Here is a 22,613-nt window from a genome sequence, read left to right on the forward strand (position 1 = left end):
GAAGGAAACCCCGCAAGCCCCTTCCGGAACCCCCTCGGAAAACACGAAGGCCCCCACCGAAAGGTGAGGGCCTTCATATGAAAGATTGTCCGGCGGCGACCTACTCTCCCACACCGTCCCCGGTGCAGTACCATCGGCGCTGAAGAGCTTAACTTCCGGGTTCGGAATGTAACCGGGTGTTTCCCCTTCGCCATAACCGCCGTAACACTATGAAACACACAAACCACCGTTTGCTGTCTCAGAATTGCCTAGTGGACGCGAGCAAGAACTGCTTTGTGGTCAAGTCCTCGGCCTATTAGTACTGGTCAGCTCCACACATTACTGCGCTTCCACCTCCAGCCTATCAACCCGGTCGTCTACCGGGAGCCTTACCCCCTCACGGGGTGGGAGACCTCATCTCAAGGCGAGCTTCCCGCTTAGATGCTTTCAGCGGTTATCCCTTCCGAACGTAGCCAACCAGCCGTGCTCCTGGCGGAACAACTGGCACACCAGAGGTTCGTCCGTCCCGGTCCTCTCGTACTAGGGACAGCTCCTTTCAAGTCTCCTGCGCGCGCAGCGGATAGGGACCGAACTGTCTCGCGACGTTCTAAACCCAGCTCGCGTGCCGCTTTAATGGGCGAACAGCCCAACCCTTGGGACCTACTCCAGCCCCAGGATGCGACGAGCCGACATCGAGGTGCCAAACCATCCCGTCGATATGGACTCTTGGGGAAGATCAGCCTGTTATCCCCGGGGTACCTTTTAGCCGTTGAGCGACGGCGCTTCCACATGCCACCGCCGGATCACTAGTCCCAGCTTTCGCTCCTGCTCGACCCGTCGGTCTCACAGTCAAGCTCCCTTGTGCACTTACACTCGACACCTGATTGCCAACCAGGCTGAGGGAACCTTTGGGCGCCTCCGTTACTCTTTAGGAGGCAACCGCCCCAGTTAAACTACCCACCAGACACTGTCCCTGATCCGGATCACGGACCGAAGTTAGACGTTCAAAACGACCAGAGTGGTATTTCACCAATGACTCCACCACCACTAGCGTGATAGCTTCACCGTCTCCCACCTATCCTACACAAGACGCTCCAAACGCCAATGTCAAGCTATAGTGAAGGTCCCGGGGTCTTTCCGTCCTGCTGCGCGTAACGAGCATCTTTACTCGTAGTGCAATTTCGCCGGGTCTGCGGTTGAGACAGCGGGGAAGTCGTTACGCCATTCGTGCAGGTCGGAACTTACCCGACAAGGAATTTCGCTACCTTAGGATGGTTATAGTTACCACCGCCGTTTACTGGCGCTTAAGTTCTCAGCTTCGCGAAGTCGAAACTCCACTAACCGGTCCCCTTAACGTTCCAGCACCGGGCAGGCGTCAGTCCGTATACATCGTCTTACGACTTCGCACGGACCTGTGTTTTTAGTAAACAGTCGCTTCCCCCTGGCCTCTGCGACCCCCACCAGCTCAGAACGCAAAGGTTCGTCACCAGCGAAGGCCCCCCTTCTCCCGAAGTTACGGGGGCAATTTGCCGAGTTCCTTAACCACAGTTCACCCGATCGCCTTAGTATTCTCTACCTGACCACCTGAGTCGGTTTAGGGTACGGGCCGCCACGACACTCACTAGAGGCTTTTCTCGGCAGCATAGGATCACCCACTTCGCCACAATCGGCTCGGCATCACATCTCAGACTCAATGTGTTGCGGATTTGCCTACAACACGTCCTACATGCTTACCCCAGGACTACCATCGCCTGGGCTGGGCTACCTTCCTGCGTCACCCCATCGCTTACCTACTACCAGTTCAGGCCAGGCGTTCACCCTCACCCCAAGCCCGAAGGCTCGGAGGGGTTAAGGACCCTTAGTATCACTGGATTCAGTATTGGCGCATCGTAGCGGGTACGGGAATATCAACCCGTTGTCCATCGACTACGCCTGTCGGCCTCGCCTTAGGTCCCGACTTACCCTGGGCGGATTAGCCTGCCCCAGGAACCCTTGGTCATCCGGCGCAGAAGTTTCTCACTTCTGATTCGCTACTCATGCCTGCATTCTCACTCGCACAGCCTCCACAGCTGGATCACTCCGCTGCTTCGCCGGCCGCACGACGCTCCCCTACCCATCCACACACCTAAACCACAAAGGCTCAGTTATACGTGTGAATGCCACGACTTCGGCGGTGTACTTGAGCCCCGCTACATTGTCGGCGCGGAATCACTTGACCAGTGAGCTATTACGCACTCTTTCAAGGATGGCTGCTTCTAAGCCAACCTCCTGGTTGTCACTGCGACTCCACATCCTTTCCCACTTAGCACACGCTTAGGGGCCTTAGTCGGTGGTCTGGGCTGTTTCCCTCTCGACTACGGAGCTTATCCCCCGCAGTCTCACTGCTGCGCTCTCACTTACCGGCATTCGGAGTTTGGCTGACGTCAGTAACCTTGTCGGGCCCATTAGCCATCCAGTGCTCTACCTCCGGCAAGAAACACGCAACGCTGCACCTAAATGCATTTCGGGGAGAACCAGCTATCACGGAGTTTGATTGGCCTTTCACCCCTAAACACAGGTCATCCCCCAGGTTTTCAACCCTGGTGGGTTCGGTCCTCCACGCGGTCTTACCCGCGCTTCAACCTGCCCATGCCTAGATCACTCCGCTTCGGGTCTATAGCATGCGACTCAAACGCCCTATTCAGACTCGCTTTCGCTACGGCTCCCCCACACGGGTTAACCTCGCCACACACCATAACTCGCAGGCTCATTCTTCAAAAGGCACGCAGTCACATCACAAACAAGGCAAGCCTCGTTTACGCTCCTACGGCTTGTAGGCACACGGTTTCAGGTACTATTTCACGACCCCTCACCGGGGCGCTTTTCACCTTTCCCTCACGGTACTTGTTCACTATCGGTCATCAGGGAGTATTTAGGCTTACCAGGTGGTCCTGGCAGATTCACACAGGATTTCTCGGGCCCCGTGCTACTTGGGATCCCCTCCAACAGTCCAACCAATTTCGCCTACCCGACTCTCACGGTCTACGGCGCCACTTCCCAGAAGCTTCAGCTATCGGAAGGATTTCTTACTGTCTGGAGGAACGGCAGCTCCTCCCAGAGGGTCCCACAACCCCGTAAACGCAACGCCTGCCGGCTATCACACGCCTACGGTTTAGCCTGATCCGCTTTCGCTCACCACTACTCACGGAATCACTATTTGTTTTCTCTTCCTACGGGTACTGAGATGTTTCACTTCCCCGCGTTACCACCAACCGCCCTATACATTCAGGCGGAGGCAACACCACATGACTGGTGCTAGGTTTCCCCATTCGGACATCCCCGGATCAAAGTCTGGTTGGCGACTCCCCGGGGCTTAACGCAGCCTCCCACGTCCTTCATCGGCTCCTGATGCCAAGGCATCCACCGTGTGCCCTAAAAAACTTGGCCACAAAGATGCTCGCGTCCACTATGCAAATCTCAAACAACAAACAGCGACCAAACCCACCCCGCCACCAACACCCGAACCCTCAACAGGCCGAGCTGGTATGACAGGAGGATGGTCCCGCATGAGGCTCCAACAGACAGCAAGCCCGCCACAAGCGGGCCCGCCACAATGTCCGTTTCCTCAGGACCCAACAGTGTGTTCACCCCAGCGAAACCCCACAACCGCCGTTCCCACTCCCCAACTCCGAAGAACCAGGGCGGTACTAACCGATCAGCGATCCCGCCGAACCGAATAGCCAGTGCTCCACTAATGAGCGCGCCGAGCGTGGAACGTTCGCCCACGAACACGGCATGGACCACGACCACCCGAAGATGACCGCGACCGATGCTCCTTAGAAAGGAGGTGATCCAGCCGCACCTTCCGGTACGGCTACCTTGTTACGACTTCGTCCCAATCGCCAGCCCCACCTTCGACCGCTCCCCCCAGACAAGCTGGTTGGGCCACGGGCTTCGGGTGTTGCCGACTTTCGTGACGTGACGGGCGGTGTGTACAAGGCCCGGGAACGTATTCACCGCAGCGTTGCTGATCTGCGATTACTAGCGACTCCGACTTCATGGGGTCGAGTTGCAGACCCCAATCCGAACTGAGACCGGCTTTTAGGGATTCGCTCCACCTCACGGTATCGCAACCCTCTGTACCGGCCATTGTAGCATGTTTGCAGCCCAAGACATAAGGGGCATGATGACTTGACGTCATCCCCACCTTCCTCCGAGTTGACCCCGGCAGTCTCCAATGAGTCCCCACCACCCCTAAAAGGAGCGTGCTGGCAACATTGAACAAGGGTTGCGCTCGTTGCGGGACTTAACCCAACATCTCACGACACGAGCTGACGACAGCCATGCACCACCTGTCACCCAGTCCGAAGAGGGCTCCATCTCTGAAGCTTTCCGGGCGATGTCAAGCCTTGGTAAGGTTCTTCGCGTTGCGTCGAATTAAGCAACATGCTCCGCCGCTTGTGCGGGCCCCCGTCAATTCCTTTGAGTTTTAGCCTTGCGGCCGTACTCCCCAGGCGGGGCGCTTAATGCGTTAGCTACGGCGCGGAAACCGTGGAAGGTCCCCACACCTAGCGCCCAACGTTTACAGCGTGGACTACCAGGGTATCTAATCCTGTTCGCTCCCCACGCTTTCGCTCCTCAGCGTCAGGTAAGGCCCAGAGAACCGCCTTCGCCACCGGTGTTCCTCCTGATATCTGCGCATTTCACCGCTACACCAGGAATTCCGTTCTCCCCTACCTACCTCTAGCCAGCCCGTATCGAATGCAGACCTGGAGTTAAGCCCCAAGCTTTCACACCCGACGTGACAAGCCACCTACGAGCTCTTTACGCCCAATAATTCCGGACAACGCTTGCGCCCTACGTATTACCGCGGCTGCTGGCACGTAGTTAGCCGGCGCTTCTTCTGCAGGTACACGTCAACTTCGTCCCTGCTGAAAGAGGTTTACAACCCGAAGGCCGTCATCCCCCACGCGGCGTCGCTGCGTCAGGCTTTCGCCCATTGCGCAATATTCCCCACTGCTGCCTCCCGTAGGAGTCTGGGCCGTGTCTCAGTCCCAGTGTGGCCGGTCGCCCTCTCAGGCCGGCTACCCGTCGTCGCCTTGGTAGGCCGTTACCCCACCAACAAGCTGATAGGCCGCGAGTCCATCCCCAACCGAAAAAACTTTCCACACCCACCCGATGCCGGGAGGTGTCGTATCCGGTATTAGACCCAGTTTCCCGGGCTTATCCCAGAGTCAGGGGCAGGTTACTCACGTGTTACTCACCCGTTCGCCGCTCGAGTACCCCGAAGGGCCTTTCCGCTCGACTTGCATGTGTTAAGCACGCCGCCAGCGTTCGTCCTGAGCCAGGATCAAACTCTCCAAACAATGTCTGAACAGTTGCTCCCGGCTGAAAGCACCCATCACACATGATGGATGTTCAACCAAAGGAATCCGTCCCCCACCCCAATGACAGGGCAGGTTGGACAGGGTTGTGCTTCATGCACTGGCTTTTAACACACTGTTGAGTTCTCAAGAAACGGACGCGTACACCGTCGTCCCGATCAACACTTGATCGGAGAGCCAGGGGCGCTCTGCTTCATACTTAAATCCTACAGCTTGTCAAGACTGTGTCAAATTGCTAGCTCTCAGCCATTTGTCACAAACCCTGCAGACTTACTAGGATTCTCTTTGCCCCGCTTCCGGAGCAGCTCCCTGAACATACCGTGTCATCCGGGCCACGGCGAATCAACCGGTTTTCCGGTGATCTACGCGGAGTCCGAACTCTCAAGTTCGTTCAGTGGAGTGTCCCTGGGGCCCGTCCGCCAGCTCAGGCGTCCGGCTCGCTCCCGGGGCATTAAAAAGATTATGCCCCTCCCGGAACATCGTCAAATCAGCCATGCTTGGTAAAACCGCAGGTCAGAGGGGTTGCTTAGAGAACCGAGGGAGGTTCGCTACCGGAATGTTACGCGTCGGGGCAGCGAACGCCCCGGCCTAAGCCGGGGCGTCCATCCCTCGTAATCATCGCCTTTACCTGGCGGGAGAGCAGGTCGGCAGCGCGGGAGGGGTCAGGCCTCGACGATCTCGACGCCACCGACCGAACGCTTGCCCCGGCGCAGCACCAGGAAGCGTCCGTGGAGCAGATCATCGGCCGACGGCACGTACGCCTCATCGGTGACCTTGGTGTTGTTGAGGTAGGCGCCGCCCTCCTTGACGGTGCGACGCGCCTCGGACTTCGACTTGACCAGGCCGCTCTCGGCGAGCAGGTCGACGAAGGACGCTCCCAGCGTGGGAACCTCGGCACGCGGAACCTCGGCGAGAGCCTCTCCGAGCGTGCGCGCGGGCAGTTCCTCCAGGGAACCCTGACCGAACAGGGCAGCCGAGGCGGCGATCACCGCGGCGCACTCGTCGGCACCGTGCAGCAGCGTGGTGAACTCCTCCGCGAGCGCCCGCTGGGCCTCACGCGCGGCGGGCCGCGCGGCGGCGGCCTTCTCCAGTTCCTCGATCTCCTCACGGGACCTGAAGCTGTAGATCTTGAGGAACTTCACCACGTCCCTGTCATCCGAGTTCAGCCAGAACTGGTAGAAGGCGTACGGCGAGGTCATCTCAGGGTTGAGCCAGACCGCGCCGCCGGCGGTCTTGCCGAACTTGGTCCCGTCCGCCTTGGTGATCAACGGCACGGTGAGGGCGTGTACATGTCCGCCCGTCACCCGGCGGATGAGGTCGGTGCCCGCGGTGATGTTGCCCCACTGGTCGCTGCCGCCGATCTGGAGCGTGCAGCCGTAGCGCCGGTTCAGCTCCAGGTAGTCGTTGGCCTGCAGGATCTGGTAGCTGAACTCGGTGTAGCTGAGCCCTTCTCCCCCCAACCTGGCGGAGACCGACTCGCGGGCGAGCATCCGGTTGACCGGGAAGTGCTTGCCGACGTCACGCAGGAAGTCGATCGCCGACATGCCCTCGGTCCAGTCGAGGTTGCTGACGAGGATCCCGCCCGTCTCCTCCGAGAAGTCGAGGAACTTCTCCAGCTGGACCCGGATCCGCGCCACCCATTCGGCCACGACCTCGGACGAGTTCAGCGAACGCTCGGTGCTCCGACCGCTGGGGTCGCCGATCAGGCCGGTCGCGCCGCCCACCAGGCCGACGACCCGGTGACCCGCCCGCTGCAGGCGGGTGAGGGTCAGCAACGGGACCAGGTTGCCGACGTGCAGCGAGGGTGCGGTCGGGTCGAAGCCGCAATAGACCGTGATCGGACCCTCGGCCATCGCCCCGCGCAGGGCATCGATGTCGGTGGACTGCGCGATCAGGCCGCGCCAGGCGAGGTCATCCAGAATGTCGGTCACGATCCTTGCTTTCCAATGCTCGAAGGGACATTTAGCGCTCTCGTACACCCTGCCCGATCGCGGCACCGTCGCGCCACTCGAAAGCGCGAGTGGACCAGCGGGGAAGCCAGGAGGAGCGCAGGGTGGCCTACCGGCGGCGCGGCACGTGCGGGCGATGGGGCGAGACGGTGGGGTCGCCGTCGATCCAGAAACGCCAGGGCGTCTCCTTCCCCGACGAGACCCCGGTACGTGGCCCCGACCGGATGGACGCGGCCACGACGGGGTCACCCTCGGTCACGAAGAGCGACCCCGGGACGCAGACATCGAGTCCGTTGTGCTCCAGGGTGAAGCCGAGCGCCACGGCCAGACGTGCCGGCCCCCTGGCCAGATCGACTTCCCGGACGGCACGGGCGCTTCCCGCTCTCCGGCGGGCCATGGCGGTCCCGGCACCGGAGATCACCTCTCCGGCCCTGAGCAGTATCCCGGATCCTGTCCCCTCGGGAAGGCAGGTGAGATTGACGCAAAAATGCATGCCGTAGGTGAAATAGACGTACAGGTGGCCCGGTGGGCCGAACATCACCGCGTTGCGCGGCGTCCGGCCCCGATAGGTGTGCGACGCGGGGTCCTCACCCGGCACGCCGTACGCCTCGACCTCGGTGAGACGCAGCGCGACCGGCCCGTGCACGAGCACTCGCCCCAGCAGATCCGGAGCGATCTCGTGGGCGGGCCGGTCGAAGAAGTCACGCGCCAGCGGCGCGGGCGCGGCGAGCGAGTGCCCGTCGTGCTCTTCGACGGGCATCAGTTCCCGATCGCCCAGGCCGCCTGGGCGTCGACGACCTCGCGGAGCGCGACGAGCTGGTCGCGGACCCGGTCCGGCGCCGTACCGCCGTGCGCCTTGCGGGCGGCCAGCGCGCCCGGCACCGAGAGGACCTCGCGGGAGTCAGGCGTGAAGTGCGGCGAGACCTTGGCCAGTTCGTCGTCGGTGAGCTCGCCGAAATCCTTGTCGTTGACCTGGCACCAGACGACCAGGTGCCCGACCGCCTCGTGGGCCTCGCGGAAGGCGACGCCCCTGCGGACCAGCAGTTCGGCCAGGTCGGTGGCCAGCGCGAACCCGTCGGGGGCCGAGGCCTCCAGCTTGGCGGTGTTGACGCGCATGGTCGCGACGAGCCCGGCCATGGCGGGAAGGACGAGCAGCAGGCTGTCGACGGAGTCGAACACCGGCTCCTTGTCCTCCTGCAGGTCCCGGTTGTAGGTCAGCGGCAGGCCCTTGAGGGTGGTCAGCAGCGACATCAGGTTGCCGATGAGGCGGCCGCTCTTGCCCCGGGCGAGCTCGGCCACGTCGGGGTTCTTCTTCTGCGGCATGATCGACGAGCCGGTGGAGTAGGCGTCGTCCATCTCGATCCAGCGGAACTCCTGCGAGGCCCACAGGACGATCTCCTCGCCCAGCCGGGACAGATGCACGCCGATCATCGCCGCGTCGAACAGGAACTCGGCGGCGAAGTCACGGTCGGCGACCGCGTCCATCGAGTTGGGCGCTGCAGAGTCGAAGCCCAGTTCCCTGGCCACGGCCTGCGGGTCGAGCGGCAGGGAGGACCCGGCCAGCGCCCCGGAGCCGAGCGGGGAGACGGCCGCGCGCCGGTCCCAGTCGCGCAGCCGCTCGATGTCGCGAGCGAAGGCGTGTACGTGCGCCAGGAGCTGGTGGCCGAATGAGACCGGCTGGGCGTGCTGCAGGTGGGTCATGCCGGGGGCCGCCGTCTCGGCGTGCTCCTCGGCCTGGCTCATCAGCGCGGTCTCCAGCTCCACCAGCCGGGACACGATGTGCCTGACGTGATCGCGGAGGTAGAGCCGCAGATCAGTGGCAACCTGGTCGTTGCGGCTGCGACCTGCTCTGAGCTTGCCGCCGAGCGTGCCGAGGCGTTCCAGCAGGCCGCGCTCCAGCGCGGTGTGGACGTCCTCGTCGGCGACGGTCGGTCGGAACTCACCCTCCTTGCAGGCTCGCTCCAGGTCGTCCAGGGCACCGAGCATGCGTGCCAGTTCGTCGTCGGTCAGCAGGTTCGCGCGGTGCAGCACCCGGGCGTGCGCGCGCGAGGCCAGCAGATCGTACGGCACCAGCCGCCAGTCGAAGTGCACGCTCACAGAGAGCCTGGTCAGCGCGTCGGCCGGACCTCCTTCGAACCGGCCGCCCCACAGCCGCATCGGCTTGCCACCATCAGTCACCGTTGTTCTCCCTCCCCATTCAATCCGCGACCTTAGCCCACTCAGCCCAGCCGGGCGTCCCGGGCCGAGGCAATCTTGGAGGGAAGGCTCCACAGCTCGACGAAGCCCTTGGCGAGAGACTGGTCGAAGGTGTCGCCGGTGTCGTAGGTGGCGAGGTTGAAATCGTACAACGACGCCTCCGAGCGCCGGCCGGTGACCGTGGCCCGGCCGCCGTGCAGGGTCATCCGGATCTCGCCGGTGACGTGCTCCTGGGCCTCGGCGATGAAGACGTCCAGGGCCTTCTTGAGGGGGGAGAACCAGAGACCGTCGTAGACGAGCTCGCCCCAGCGCTGGTCCACGGACCGCTTGAACCTGGCCAGGTCGCGCTCGACCGTGACGTTCTCCAGCTCCATGTGCGCGGTGATCAGGGCGATGGCGCCCGGCGCCTCGTAGACCTCGCGGGACTTGATGCCGACGAGCCGGTCCTCGACCATGTCGAGACGGCCGACCCCCTGGGCGCCCGCGCGCCGGTTCAGCTCGGCGATGATCTGGAACGGGGTCAGGTGCCGCCCGTCCAACGCCACCGGGACGCCCTTGACGAAGCTGATGATGACCTCGTCCGCCTCGCGCGGCTGGGCGGGGTCGGCGGTGTAGGAGTAGACGTCCTCGACGGGGCCGTTCCAGATGTCCTCAAGGAAGCCCGTCTCGACGGCCCGGCCCCAGATGTTCTGGTCGATCGAGTAGGGGTTCTTCTTGGTGGTCTCGATCGGCAGGCTCTTCTCCTCGGCGTAGGCGATCGCCTTGTCCCGGGTCCACGCGTAGTCGCGGGCCGGAGCGATGACCTTGAGCTCGGGGAAGAGCGCGGCCAGGCCGGCCTCGAACCGGACCTGGTCGTTGCCCTTGCCGGTGCAGCCATGCGAGACGTGGGTGCCGCCGAACTCCTTGGCCGCGGCGGCCAGGTGCTTGACGATCAGTGGCCGCGACAGGGCGGAGACCAGCGGGTAGCGGTCCATGTAGAGGGCGTTGGCCTGCAGGGCGGGCACGCAGAAGTCGGTGGCGAACTCCTCGCGGGCGTCCACGACGACGGACTCCACGGCGCCGCAGTCGATGGCCCGCTTGCGGATGATCTCCATGTCCTCGCCGCCCTGGCCGACGTCGACGGCGACCGCGATCACCTCGGCGCCGGTCTTCTCGGCGAGGAAGGGGATGGCCACGGAGGTGTCGAGGCCGCCGGAGAAGGCGAGCACGACCCGGTCAGTCATAATTGATCACTCCAAGTAATTCATTCGTCACAGGTCTCAGATGGTGCCAGGGTCGCCCGCCTGAGCGGGCTGAACACGTCGGTCCGCGTGCCTGAGCAACCCCTCGGCGACCGCTGCCCCGCCCACCGGGTCACGGCTGATGACGAGAATCGTGTCGTCTCCGGCGACCGTGCCGAGGATGGACTCCCAGTCGGCGTGGTCGATGGCGGAGGCGAGGAACTGTGCGGCGCCCGGTGGCGTGCGGACGATGACCAGGTTGGCGGAGGCCTCGGCCGAGACGAGGAGTTCCTCTGCGAGCCTGCTGAGCCGGGCGGCCGGGGATTCGCCGGTGCCGAGCCTGGCCAGCCTTATCCGGCCGCCGCCCTCACCGGGCAGAGCGTAGACCAGGGAGCCGTCCTCGGCGCGCAGCTTGAGCGCACCGAGCTCGTCCAGGTCCCGGGAGAGGGTGGCCTGGGTGACCTCGACCCCGCTCTCCAGCAGGAGCTTGGCCAGCTCCGGCTGGGATCTGACGGGCTGCCGCTGCAGCAGGTCGGCGATCCTGGCCTGACGGGCGACCTTGGTCATCGGGATCGTCACGCGACCACCCCGCCCCCCGGCGCGTCCGGACCGCTCACCGAGATCAGCCAGTGCAACAGGGCCTTCTGGGCGTGCAGCCGGTTCTCGGCCTGGTCCCACACCAGGCTCCGCGGGCCGTCGAGGACCTCGGCGGAGATCTCCAGCTCGCGGTAGGCGGGCAGGCAGTGCAGGACGATGGCGCCGGGCGCCGCCCGGTCCACCAGCGTGGCGTTGACCTGGTAGGGCATGAGGTCGGCGACCCGTTGCTCCTTGCCGTCCTGGCCCATGGAGACCCAGGTGTCGGTGGCGAGGACATCCGCGCCCGCGGCTGCCTCGGCCGGGTCGGCGAGCACGGTGACCGACCCGCCGGTCTCCTCAGCGACCTTGACGGCCCGCCGGAGGATCTTCGGGTCCGGCAGGTACCCGGCGGGGGCGGCGACCCGCACATGCATGCCGGCGACGGCGCCGCCGAGCAGGTAGGAGTGGGCCATGTTGTTGGCGCCGTCCCCGAAGTAGGCCAGGGTGAGTCCGGCGGTCCTGCCGAAGTGCTCCTTGACGGTCTGCAGGTCCGCGAGGATCTGGCAGGGGTGGAACTCGTCGGTGAGGGCGTTGACCACCGGCACCGAGGAGGTCGAGGCCATGGCCTCGATCCGGTCCTGGCCCGAGGTGCGCCACACGATGGCGCTCACCTGACGCCCCAGGACCCGGGCGGTGTCCTCGATCGACTCGCCCCGGCCCATCTGGGAGGAGCCTGCGTCGACGACCAGGGGAAGGCCGCCCAGCTCGCCGATGCCGACGGCGAAGGAGACCCGGGTGCGGGTGGACGGCTTGTCGAAGAGGACGGCGACGGTCTGCGGGCCCTCGAAGGGACGGTAGCCGTAACGGTCCTTCTTCATGGCCTCGGCCAGATCGAGCACCTGGGCCTGCTCGGCGGGCGAGAGGTCGTCGTCCTTCAGGAAGTGCCTGACGGGCGCCTGCGCGGAGAGGTTACTGGGCATCGGCGGCCTCGTCGAGGATGGCTGGGAGCGCGGCCACGAAGGTGGCGACCTGAGCGGAAGTGATCACCAGTGGGGGTGCGAGCCGCACCGCGTGGGGCTGGAGGGCGTTGACCAGGAAACCGGCTCGCCGCGCGGCGGTCTGGAAGTGGGCGGAGCGGTCGCCGGTCAGCAGGATGGCCAGCCACAGGCCCCTGCCCCGGACACCGGCGAGCAACGGGTGGTCGACCGCGGCGATGCCGTCGGCGAGTTCGGCTCCGACGGTACGCACGTGCTCCAGCAGACCGTCGGTGTCGATCGTGTCGAGCACGGCGAGCGCCGCGGCGGTCGAGACGGGGTTGCCGCCGAAGGTGGACCCGTGGTCGCCCTGGGCGAAAACCGTGGCCGCCGCGCCGAAGCCGACGCAGGCGCCGATCGGCATGCCTCCGCCAAGGCCCTTGGCCAAGGTGAGCACGTCGGGCAGGATGCCTTCGTGCTGGTGGGCGAACCAGTGCCCGGTGCGGCCGATCGCCGACTGGATCTCGTCCGCGACCAGCAGCGCGCCTGCGGCGTCGCAGATCTCCCTGGCCGCCGTGAAGTAGCCCTCGGGCGGGGGCACGACCCCCGCCTCCCCCTGGGTGGGTTCGAGGAAGACCGCGGCGCACTCGCCGGTCACCGCGCTCTTGAGCGCGTCGGCGTCACCGTACGGCACGAAGCGCACGTCGATCGGGAACGGCCCGAACTGGTCACGGATGGAGGGTTTGCCGGTCAGGGCGAGCGCGCCGAGGGTCCGGCCGTGGAAGGCGTTCTCGGCGGCCACGAAGTAGGTGCGGCCGTTCGACTTGCCGTACTTGATGGCGAGCTTCAGCGCGGCCTCGTTGGCCTCGGTGCCGGAGTTGGTGAAGAACACCTTGGCGGGGGCGCCGAGCAGGCCGAGCAGGCGCTCGGCGAGCCGCACCTCGGGCTCGTGCAGGAAGAGGTTGCTGGTGTGGGCGAGGGTGGCGACCTGCCTGGAGACGGCCTCCACCAGCGCCGGGTGGGCGTGGCCGAGCGAGCTGACCGCGATGCCGCCGATCAGGTCGAGATACTCGCGGTCGTCGACGTCCCAGACCCTCGTGCCCTCGCCTCGGGCCAGCGCCACCGGGGGCACCCCGTAGTTGGCCATGAAGGCGGCCTCGAAGCGCGTGGTGAGCGCCTCCGTGGCGGGACTTTCCTGCGGGCTCACGTGTCGTTCCCCTTCAGCTGGGCGGTGGCCGTCGCCGCGGGGGCGTCCGGCAGCACCATGGTTCCGATGCCCCTGTCCGTGAAGATCTCCAGCAGTACCGAGTGGGGCACCCTGCCGTCGAGTACGTGGGCCTGCGGCACGCCCCCCTGGACGGCGGTCAGGCACGCCTCCATCTTGGGGATCATGCCGCTGGACAGTGTCGGCAGGAGCTTCTCAAGCTCGGTGGCGGAGAGCTCGTCGATGACCTCGTTGTCGACGGCGCCGGGGTTCCAGTCACGGTACAGGCCCTCGACATCGGTCAGGACGATCAGCTTGGACGCCTGGAGCGCCACGGCGAGCGCGGCGGCGGCGGTGTCGGCGTTGACGTTGTAGACGGTGCCGTCCTCACTGCGCGCGACCGATGAGATCACCGGGATCCGCCCGTCCCCCAGCAGCGCCCGCACGGCTCCGGCCTCGACGTTGACGATGTCGCCGACCTGGCCGATGTCGACGCTGGCGCCGTCGACGACGGCGTGCTTGCGCACGGCGGTGAACAGGTGGGCGTCCTCACCGGACATGCCGATGGCGAACGGCCCGTGCCTGTTGATCAGGCCGACCACGTCGCGGTTGACCTGGCCGACGAGGACCATCCTGACGACCCGCATGGCCTCGGGGGTGGTGACCCTGAGCCCGGCGGTGAAGGTGGACTCGATGCCGAGCAGGTCGAGGTGGGCGTTGATCTGCGGGCCTCCTCCGTGCACGATCACCGGCCTGAGCCCGGCGTAGCGCAGGAAGACGACATCGGCGGCGAACTTCTCGCGCAGGTGCTCCTCGGTCATCGCGTTGCCGCCGTACTTGATGACGACGGTCGCACCGTGGAAGCTGGCGAGCCAGGGCAGCGCCTCGATCAGCGTGGTGGCCTTCGCCAGGGCCTCGGTCCGCCTCATGAGGAGTACGCCGAGTTCTCGTGGACGTACTCGGCGGTGAGGTCGGTGGTGTGGATCGTCGCCGAGTGCGGGCCCGCCGACAGGTCGATGGTGATCGTCACATCGCGCGGGGTGAGGTCGACCTTGGAGCGGTCGTCGCCCGCGGCGCCGCCCCGGCAGATCCAGATGCCGTTGATGGCCACGTTGAGCCGGTCGGCCTCGAAGACGGCGTCGGTGGTGCCGACGGCCGACAGCACCCGGCCCCAGTTGGGGTCCTCTCCGTGGATGGCGCACTTGAGGAGATTCGACCGGGAGACGGTACGGCCGACGGTGACCGCGTCCTCCTCGGAGACGGCGCCGACGACCTCGATGGCGATCGCCTTGGAGGCGCCCTCGGCGTCCAGCAGCAGCTGGCGGGCGAGGTCGGCGCAGACCGCGAGGAGGACCTGCTCGAACTCGGCGAGGTCGGGAGTGATACCGGAGGCGCCGCTGGCCAGCAGCAGCACCGTGTCGTTGGTGGACATGCAACCGTCGGCGTCGAGCCGGTCGAAGGTGACCCGGGTCACCTTGCGGAGCACCTCGTCGAGCCGCTCGGCGGGCAGGTCGGCGTCGGTGGTGATCACCGAGAGCATGGTGGCGAGGCCCGGGGCGAGCATGCCCGCGCCCTTGGCCATGCCGCCGACCATGTAGCCGCCGGCGCCCTTCCTGAAGGAGATCTTCGAGACGGTGTCGGTGGTGCGGATGGCGTCGGCGGCGGCCAGCCCGCCGTCCCTGGCGAGCTGGGAGACCGCGAGATCGACCCCCGCCAGCAGCGGTTCCATCGGCAGGCGCTCACCGATCAGGCCGGTGGAGCAGACCGCGATCTCGCCGGCCGAGTCTCCCAGCGCCTCGGCGACCTTCTCCGCGGTGGCATGGGTGTCCTGGAAACCCAGCGGCCCGGTGCAGGCGTTGGCACCGCCGGAGTTGAGGACCACCGCGTGGACCCGCCCCCCGGACAGCACCTGCGCGGACCACAGGACGGGCGCGGCCTTCACCCGGTTGGCCGTGAAGACTCCCGCCGCGGCGCGAGAGGGGCCGTCGTTGACGATCAGTGCCAGGTCGCGGGCGGCACCGGACTTGATTCCGGCGGCGACACCCGCCGCCCGGAAGCCGAGGGGGGCGGTCACGCTCATGGGGCGACTCCATTGAGAGGAAGGCCTAGCTCTTCCGGCAGGCCGAGGGCGAGGTTGGCGCTCTGGATGGCTCCGCCCGCCGTTCCCTTGGTCAGGTTGTCGATGGCGACGACGGCGACGACGCGACCCGCACGCTCGTCCAGGACGACCTGGAGGGCGGCGGTGTTGGCTCCGAGGGTCATCGAGGTCGCGGGCCACTGGCCCTCGGGGAGCAGCCGCAGGAACGGCTCGTCCTTGGTGGCGACCTCGTATGCCTCGCGCAGGACCGCCGGGGTGAGGCCCGCTCTGGCGGGCGCGCTGCAGGTGGCGAGGATGCCGCGGCTCATCGGTGCCAGCACGGGGGTGAAGGAGACGGTGACCGGCTCGCCCGCCAGCGGGGAGAGGTTCTGCTCCATCTCCGGGGTGTGCCGGTGGACGCCGCCGACGCCGTACGCGCTGGCCGAACCCATCACCTCGCTGCCCAGGAGGTTCGGCTTGGGGGCACGGCCCGCTCCGCTGGTGCCGCTGGCGGCTACCACCACCACGTCGGGATCGACGAGGCCGGCGGCGAAGGCGGGGAACATCGCCAGGGTGACCGCCGTCGGGTAGCACCCGGGCACGGCGATCCTGGAGGCCGCGCGCAGTTCCTCGCGCCGGCCCGGCAGCTCGGGCAGCCCGTACGGCCAGGTGCCGGCGTGGGTTCCGCCGTAGAAGTGCTCCCAGGCGGCCGGGTCGGTGAGCCGGAAGTCGGCGCCGCAGTCGACGACGAGGGTGCCGTCACCGAGCTGCTCTGCGACGGCGGCCGACTGGCCGTGCGGCAGGGCGAGGAAGACGAGGTCGTGGCCGCCGAGGGTCTCGGGGGTGGTCTCCAGCAGGATCCGGCCGGCCAGCGGGGTCAGGTGTGGCTGGTGGGCGCCGAGCGCCGTGCCGGCGCTTGAGGCCGCGGTCAGCGCGCCGATCTCGATGCCGGGGTGGGACAGCAGCAGGCGCAGGAGCTCACCTCCGGCGTAGCCGCTGGCACCCGCGATCGCCGCTCTCATCGGCCCCCCGTTCTCTGCATGTTCATACACACTCGCTCATGGTCTTGCTAGAGAGATTATGCATCTCCAGGGATTGTCATGCAAGCCGGTTACGCGGAGGTTACCGGCCCGCAGGGCGCCTCAGCGCAGCGAAAAAGTCGCAAAAATCATGCTTTTTAGCTCGCCATTTCAGGGACGAGGCAATCAGTCGCGTTTCGGCATTGTTACGCATACCTACCGGTCAGTATCGTGGCGATCTCCGGCCCTTCCACCCTTCGGGAGTGCGAACGTATGACTGTCACCCATGACCAGGTCCAGGCCCAGCTCACCGGCCCCGGACAGCTTTTCGAGATGGACGAGGTCCCCGGCCACGGCGGGACCGTCAAAACCTGGAAGCACGCCCCCCGTGACTTCCGGGCGCTCCTCGAGACGAGCCGGTTTCACGGCGACAAGATCTTCCTGACGTACGAGGACGAGCACATCACCTACGAGGAGCACTTCAGGCGGGCGGCCACGCTCGCGCGGCGCCTGGCGGACGAGTACGGCGTGGTCAAGGGCGACCGGGTCGCCATCGCCATGCGCAACTACCCCGAGTGGGTGATCGCCTTCTCGGCCACGCTGGCCATCGGGGCGATAGCGGTTCCGCTCAACGCCTGGTGGACCCCGCAGGAACTGGAGTACGGCCTGTCGGACTCCGGCGCCACGGTGCTGATCGCCGACGGCGAGCGGGCGGCCAGGCTCACCGGCCTGTCTCCGGCCCTGATCGTGACCCGCGGCGAGGTGCCCGAGGGCGCCCGCGCGTTCGAGGACGTGATGGGCGAGGTGGAGGCGGACGTGACGCTGCCGCCGGTCGACCTCTCCCCCGAGGATCCGGCGACGATCTTCTACACCTCCGGCACCACGGGCCGCCCCAAGGGCGCGCTCGGCAGCCATCGCAACGTCGGGCAGTCGCCCATGACCGTCGCCTACGGCATGTACCGCGGCGCGGCCAGGGCGGGCAGGGACCCGGGCGAGACGGCGGGGCAGCGCCGAGTCACCCTGCTCACCGTTCCGCTCTTCCACGTCACCGGCTGCTTCGCGGTGATGACCACCACCATGTTCAGCGGAAGCGGCCTGGTGCTGATGTACAAGTGGGACGCGGGCCGCGCGCTGGAGCTGATCGAGCGCGAGAAGATCACGGGGCTCACCGGCGTGCCCACCAACGTGTGGCAGCTCCTGTCCCACCCCGACCTGGACAAGCACGACATCTCCAGCCTCAACGCCCTCGGGTACGGCGGTGCCCCCGCCCCGCCGAAACTGCTGGAGCGCATCACCGAGCAGCTGCCCAGCCGCGCCCCCTCCAACGGGTACGGCATGACCGAGACCACCGCGCTCGCCATCAACAACGCCGGCATCGACTACCTGGCCAAACCCGACAGCATCGGCCTGCCGATGGCGGTGGTCGAGGTGAAGATCGCCGATCCGCTCGGCGACGAGCTACCGGTCGGCGCGGTCGGCGAACTCTGCCTGCGCGGACCGAACGTGATCCTGGGCTACTGGAACCGTCCCGAGGCCACCGCCGAGACCTTCGTCGGCGGCTGGCTGCACACCGGCGACCTGGCCAGGGTGGACTCCGAGGGGTTCGTGTTCATCGTGGACCGGGCCAAGGACATGGTCATCCGCGGCGGTGAGAACGTCTACTGCGCCGAGGTCGAGGCCGCCCTGTTCGAGCACCCGGCGGTCGACGACGCCGCGGTGATCGGCATCCCCCATGACGAGCTGGGCGAGGAGGTCGGCGCGGTGGTGCGGCTGTCGTCCCCGGCGACCGCCGAGGAACTGCAGGCCTTCCTGCGCGAGCGGATCGCCCCCTTCAAGGTCCCGGTCAGGTTCTGGGTGCGCGACACGGAACTTCCCCGCAACCCCGGTGGCAAGATCCTCAAAACCCACCTGCGCAGGGAGGTACTGGGCTCCTGACGCCCGCCGCGTTCGCCCCGGCGGTGGCCTGCCGGAAAATGAGTTGCCCCCCGCCCAGGTCACCGCTGAAACTACCTGTTCGTGCCAGAAAAAGCGGACCGGTCCATCAGAACCCTGCTCCGTCACCTGACGATGGACCTCAGCCCGCTCCGCGACTCCCGTGACTTCCGGCTGCTCTTCGGCTCCGGCGTCGTCACGATGTTCGGCACCTTCCTGACCCTGGTCGCGGTCCCGCTGCAGATGAAGGAGCTGACCGGCTCCTACCTGGCGGTCGGCCTGGTCAGCGTGGCCGAGTTCGTCCCGATGGTGGTGTGCGGGCTCTGGGGCGGGGCGATCGCCGACGCGCTGGACCGGCGCAAGATCATCCTTTACACCGAGGTCGGGCTCTGCCTCACGGTTCTGATCCTGACCGTCAACGCGCTGTCGCCCAAGCCGCAGGTCTGGGTGCTGTACGTGGTCGGCGCGCTCTCGGCCGGGCTGGGCAGCCTGCAACGGCCCAGCCTGGAGTCGCTGCTGCCCCGCGTGGTCAGGCACGACCAGCTGACCGCGGCCGCCGCGCTCAGCGCTTTCCGGTGGAACCTGGGCGCCATCGTCGCCCCGGGCCTCAGCGGCCTGATCGCGGCCTGGTTCGGCGTCGCCGTCGCGTACGGCGTCAACGTGGTGACCTTCCTGGTCTCCCTGGTCCTGCTGCAGATGGTGCGGGCCCAGCCGCGGCGGGAGAACGCCCCCGCGGCCTCGATCAGGTCACTGGTCGACGGGGTCCGCTACGCCGTGGGCCGCCCCGACCTGATGGGCACCTACCTGGTCGACGTCGCCGCGATGATCTTCGCCTTCTCCACCGCGCTGTACCCGTTCCTGGCCGACGAGCTGGGCGTCCCCGAGGCTCTGGGGCTCTTCTTCTCCGCCTCGGCCGTCGGCTCGCTGCTCGCCTCGGTCACCTCCGGCTGGACCAGGCACGTGCACCGCCACGGCCTCGGCGTGATCGTCGCGGCGGCCGTGTGGGGCGTGGCGGTGGCGGTGGCGGCGCTGATGCCCAACATTTGGGGCATCTTCGCCTTCCTGGCCGTGGCCGGGGCCGCCGACATGATCAGCGGCGTCTTCCGCTCGACCATCTGGAACCAGACCATCCCCGACGAGTTCCGCGGCCGCCTGGCGGGCATCGAGCTGCTCTCCTACACCAGCGGCCCGATGCTGGGCAACGCCAGGGCCGGACTGATGGCCCAGCTCGGCGGGACCCGCTTCTCCCTGGGCGCGGGCGGCCTGCTGTGCGTCGGCGCGGTGGCCGCGATGGCCGCGCTGCTGCCGAGGTTCCGCGACTACGACGCCCGCACCGACGAGCACGCGCGCAGGGAACGCGCCCGCCGCGAGGAGGCCACTCCCGTCCAGGGGTAAGCTACCCGCAACCACCCTCACAGAGAGGAATCATGTTGCTACTGTGAGGTCGTCAACGACCCCCTCCTGAGGGAGAGGGCTTGAGGCGCGGCGATGCGCTTCACAAGCCCCGCGTTGACCAGCCCTAGCCGTCACGAACTGGAAGTGCGATCCAGATGGCTACGTTGAACACAAGAGCGCAGACCGACCTTGGGGTGCTTCCTCAGCTCCAAGCTCTCGAATCCGTGGGAGCAGACACGCCCGGGGGTGGGCACGAAACGGCTCACGGACACCGCCGCCAGGTGGTACCTGGTGTTCACCATGGGCGAGGGGAGACCGGTCCGGCCGCACCGCCGCACCGGCGTCACCCCGAGGGCGCCTCGGCGCCGGAGGGAGCGAACCGTGAGGTTCACCCGGCCGTGTTCGTCCTCGACCGCCACGGCCGCCCGCTCGACCCGTGTCACCCTGCTCGCGCCCGTCGCCTGCTGTCGGCCGGGCGGGCGGTGGTTCACCGCCACACCCCGTTCGTCATCCGCCTCAAAGACCGCGACGCGGCGACCTCGGCCATCGAAGGCGTACAGGTCGGCATCGACCCCGGCAGCAAGCACACCGGCCTGGCGGTGTTCACCGACCACGGCGGAAACCGGAGCGGGAGGTATACGATCCGGCTCGACCACCGAGGCGCGGCGATCCGCGACAGGCTCAGCGCGCGGGCCGCGCTGCGCCGTGCTCGCCGGTCACGCAATCTGCGTCACCGCGCCCCCCGCTTCCTCAACCGCACCAGACCCCAGGGGTGGCTTGCGCCGTCGCTGCGCCACCGCGTCGACACCACCGTGTCGTGGGTGGCGCGGCTCACCCGGTGGGCACCGATGCGGGCCGTGTACGTCGAGCGGGTGGCGTTCGACACCCACGCCCTCAGCGCGGGCAAGCCGCTGCAAGGTGTGGAATACCAGCAGGGCACCCTCGCCGGGTACGAGGCCCGCGAATACCTGCTCACCAAATGGGGGCGGGCGTGCGCGTACTGCGGCGCCAGTGGCGTGCCGCTCAACCTCGACCACCTCCACCCCCGCAGCCGGGGCGGCTCCGACCGGATCGGCAACCTCACCCTGGCCTGCATCCGGTGCAACCAGGCCAAGAACGCCACCCCGGTAGAGATGTTCCTCAAGGGCAGGCCCGCCCTCCTGGCGAAGATCCTCAAGCAGGCGCAGGCGCCGCTGCGCGACGCGGCAGCGGTCAACGCCATCCGGTGGGCGCTGTGGCGGGCTCTGGAGGCGACCGGTCTGTCCGTTCACACCGCCTCCGGTGGCCGAACGAAATGGAACCGTTCCCGTACCGGTGCCGCCAAATCGCACACGTTGGACGCGCTGCACGTCGGCCACCTGGAGAACGTCACCACCTGGCCGTCCACGGTCCTGGTGGTCAAGGCGACCGGTCGCGGCACCTACGCCCGCACCCGCACCGACCGCTACGGCTTTCCCCGGCTGCGGTTCCCCCGGACCAAGCAGGTCAAGGGGTTCGCCACCGGCGACCTGGTCCGCGCGACCGTCCCGACCGGTCAGAAGGCCGGAGTCCACCTCGGCCGCGTCGCGGTCCGCAGCACCGGCAGTTTCAACATCGCCACCCGGCACGGCACCGTACAGGGAATCGGCCACCGCCACATCCACTTGCTCCAGCGAGCCGACGGCTACGGCTACACCACCCACCCGGAAACGCGGCACCGTACCACGTTTCCTCCCCAGCCCGAAGGCGAGGGTCTCCACACTGGAGGTATCCGATGACGGAGTCCTCTCTGCCCGACTGGGCGTTCCCCCCGCCGGAGGGGTTCGTCGCGGAGGATCTCGATCGCATTCCACAGTTGCCCGCACACACAGAGTTAATCGATGGAAGTCTGGTCTTCGTGAGCTCTCAGGCTTCTTTTCACACGCGAGCGGCGGACCTCCTGGTTCCTGCCCTCCGTCGCGCCGCACCCGCCGATCTTCGAGCACGCCGGGAGATGAGCGTCGTGCTGGGCAAGCAGCAGCGGCCCGAGCCCGATATGAGCGTCATTCGCGCCTCCGCCGAGCACAGCCCGGAACAGACCTACTATCGGGCAGAGGACGTCGTACTGGCCGTGGAGGTCATCTCGCCGGACTCCGAGCGGCGCGACCGCGACCGCAAACCGACGCTGTACGCCGAGGCGGGCATCGCGCACTTCTGGCTGGTCGAGAACCAGTCGGGAAGGCCAGCGGTCTACGTCTACGAACTCGACCCAGTCGCCCGGTCCTACGTCCTCACCGGCATCCACCACGACCGGCTCAAGATCTCGGCCCCCTTCGACATCGACATCGACCTGACCGAGATCGACAAACTCTGAGTCCTCTGGTCGGAGCCCACGCCCCTCGTGGCGCGGCACCCGGCCGACCGTCACCCGGTCTCGCGCCAGCCGTCGCAATCCTCGAGCAGGACGTCCAGGCGGGCCAGGCCCTCCGGCGTGAGGGTATCGGCGGGGTCCTCGACCACCACGAGCCACTGGGCGTCCTCGGCGTCGTCCTCACCTGCGAGGGTCTCCCTGACCACGGCAGGCACGCCGATCATCGGAAACTCCTCAGCCACGATCTCGGCGACCTCCTCGGCGGCGTCGCGCTCGGCGAACACCAGCAGATGCCTCATCATCCCTCCCGAGGGAAGATCCGCCCGTGGCCGGGCCATGGGGCGGAATGAAGGTTCCGGACCGGCGGGAATCCCAGTCCGGAGCGATGAAAGGGGCTCGG

Annotated in this window: 15 protein-coding genes and 3 rRNA genes; 4 read left to right on the top strand and 14 right to left on the bottom strand. The window is 66.7% G+C overall.

Annotated elements, in window-relative coordinates; all coding sequences use genetic code 11:
- Nucleotides 1–87 precede the first annotated feature (87 nt).
- From rrf to argC, 13 genes are all read right to left on the bottom strand, one after another.
- A 5S ribosomal RNA gene (gene rrf / locus ACFQVD_RS14445) occupies nt 88–204 on the bottom strand.
- Nucleotides 205–275: 71 nt separating this feature from the next.
- Nucleotides 276–3,405 (bottom strand): 23S ribosomal RNA (locus ACFQVD_RS14450).
- Between the two features lie 393 nt (nt 3,406–3,798).
- Nucleotides 3,799–5,324, bottom strand: a 16S ribosomal RNA gene (locus ACFQVD_RS14455).
- The 16S, 23S and 5S rRNA genes sit together here, the layout of an rRNA operon.
- 680 nt (nt 5,325–6,004) lie before the next feature.
- Nucleotides 6,005–7,273: a tyrosine--tRNA ligase gene (gene tyrS / locus ACFQVD_RS14460; protein WP_343966334.1), complete on the bottom strand. Its 1,269-nt coding sequence runs from the start codon at nt 7,271–7,273 to the stop codon at nt 6,005–6,007.
- A 127-nt stretch (nt 7,274–7,400) separates the two neighbouring features.
- Complete coding sequence (locus ACFQVD_RS14465) at nt 7,401–8,051, bottom strand: DNA-3-methyladenine glycosylase (protein WP_343966337.1); 651 nt, start codon at nt 8,049–8,051, stop codon at nt 7,401–7,403.
- Nucleotides 8,051–9,469 carry an argininosuccinate lyase gene (argH, locus tag ACFQVD_RS14470; RefSeq protein WP_343966340.1) on the bottom strand — a complete coding sequence of 473 codons (1,419 nt, stop codon included), beginning with the start codon at nt 9,467–9,469 and terminating at the stop codon, nt 8,051–8,053. Before argH ends, ACFQVD_RS14465 begins: the two co-directional genes overlap by 1 nt.
- Nucleotides 9,470–9,510: 41 nt before the next feature.
- Nucleotides 9,511–10,710, bottom strand: a complete 1,200-nt coding sequence (locus ACFQVD_RS14475) for an argininosuccinate synthase (RefSeq protein ID WP_343966342.1) — start codon at nt 10,708–10,710, stop codon at nt 9,511–9,513.
- A 36-nt stretch (nt 10,711–10,746) separates the two neighbouring features.
- Nucleotides 10,747–11,274: an arginine repressor gene (locus ACFQVD_RS14480; RefSeq protein ID WP_343966430.1), complete on the bottom strand. Its 528-nt coding sequence runs from the start codon at nt 11,272–11,274 to the stop codon at nt 10,747–10,749.
- 8 nt (nt 11,275–11,282) lie between these two features.
- A complete protein-coding gene (gene argF / locus ACFQVD_RS14485; RefSeq protein WP_343966344.1) occupies nt 11,283–12,263 on the bottom strand; it encodes an ornithine carbamoyltransferase in 981 nt (326 codons plus the stop codon).
- Entirely contained in the window at nt 12,253–13,404 is a 1,152-nt protein-coding gene (locus tag ACFQVD_RS14490) for an acetylornithine transaminase (protein WP_343966432.1), read from the bottom strand. The genes argF and ACFQVD_RS14490 overlap by 11 nt, the downstream gene beginning before the upstream one ends.
- 56 nt (nt 13,405–13,460) lie before the next feature.
- The gene (argB, locus tag ACFQVD_RS14495) at nt 13,461–14,390 is read right to left on the bottom strand and encodes an acetylglutamate kinase (RefSeq protein ID WP_343966346.1); all 930 of its coding nucleotides are present in this window, start codon (nt 14,388–14,390) and stop codon (nt 13,461–13,463) included.
- Nucleotides 14,387–15,541, bottom strand: a complete 1,155-nt coding sequence (gene argJ, locus ACFQVD_RS14500) for a bifunctional glutamate N-acetyltransferase/amino-acid acetyltransferase ArgJ (protein ID WP_364157376.1) — start codon at nt 15,539–15,541, stop codon at nt 14,387–14,389. Before argJ ends, argB begins: the two co-directional genes overlap by 4 nt.
- Nucleotides 15,538–16,560, bottom strand: a complete 1,023-nt coding sequence (gene argC, locus ACFQVD_RS14505; RefSeq protein ID WP_343966352.1) for an N-acetyl-gamma-glutamyl-phosphate reductase — start codon at nt 16,558–16,560, stop codon at nt 15,538–15,540. The genes argJ and argC overlap by 4 nt, the downstream gene beginning before the upstream one ends.
- Nucleotides 16,561–16,830: 270 nt before the next feature.
- Here argC and ACFQVD_RS14510 point away from each other — a divergent pair, with 270 nt between their 5' ends.
- The 4 genes from ACFQVD_RS14510 (at nt 16,831) to ACFQVD_RS14525 (ending at nt 22,216) form a co-directional block, all read left to right on the top strand.
- Nucleotides 16,831–18,492: a class I adenylate-forming enzyme family protein gene (locus ACFQVD_RS14510; protein ID WP_343966354.1), complete on the top strand. Its 1,662-nt coding sequence runs from the start codon at nt 16,831–16,833 to the stop codon at nt 18,490–18,492.
- 81 nt (nt 18,493–18,573) lie between these two features.
- Entirely contained in the window at nt 18,574–19,884 is a 1,311-nt protein-coding gene (locus tag ACFQVD_RS14515; RefSeq protein ID WP_343966356.1) for an MFS transporter, read from the top strand.
- Nucleotides 19,885–20,282: 398 nt separating this feature from the next.
- Nucleotides 20,283–21,641: an RNA-guided endonuclease IscB gene (iscB, locus tag ACFQVD_RS14520; RefSeq protein WP_343966359.1), complete on the top strand. Its 1,359-nt coding sequence runs from the start codon at nt 20,283–20,285 to the stop codon at nt 21,639–21,641.
- A complete protein-coding gene (locus ACFQVD_RS14525; protein WP_343966361.1) occupies nt 21,638–22,216 on the top strand; it encodes a Uma2 family endonuclease in 579 nt (192 codons plus the stop codon). Before iscB ends, ACFQVD_RS14525 begins: the two co-directional genes overlap by 4 nt.
- Before the next feature lie 50 nt (nt 22,217–22,266).
- On the opposite strand, the gene ACFQVD_RS14530 is transcribed toward ACFQVD_RS14525, so the two are convergent.
- Nucleotides 22,267–22,512, bottom strand: a complete 246-nt coding sequence (locus tag ACFQVD_RS14530) for a hypothetical protein (RefSeq protein ID WP_343966363.1) — start codon at nt 22,510–22,512, stop codon at nt 22,267–22,269.
- Nucleotides 22,513–22,613: the final 101 nt, after the last annotated feature.

This window comes from Streptosporangium amethystogenes subsp. fukuiense, from assembly GCF_042665875.1.
Taxonomy (GTDB): domain Bacteria; phylum Actinomycetota; class Actinomycetes; order Streptosporangiales; family Streptosporangiaceae; genus Streptosporangium; species Streptosporangium fukuiense.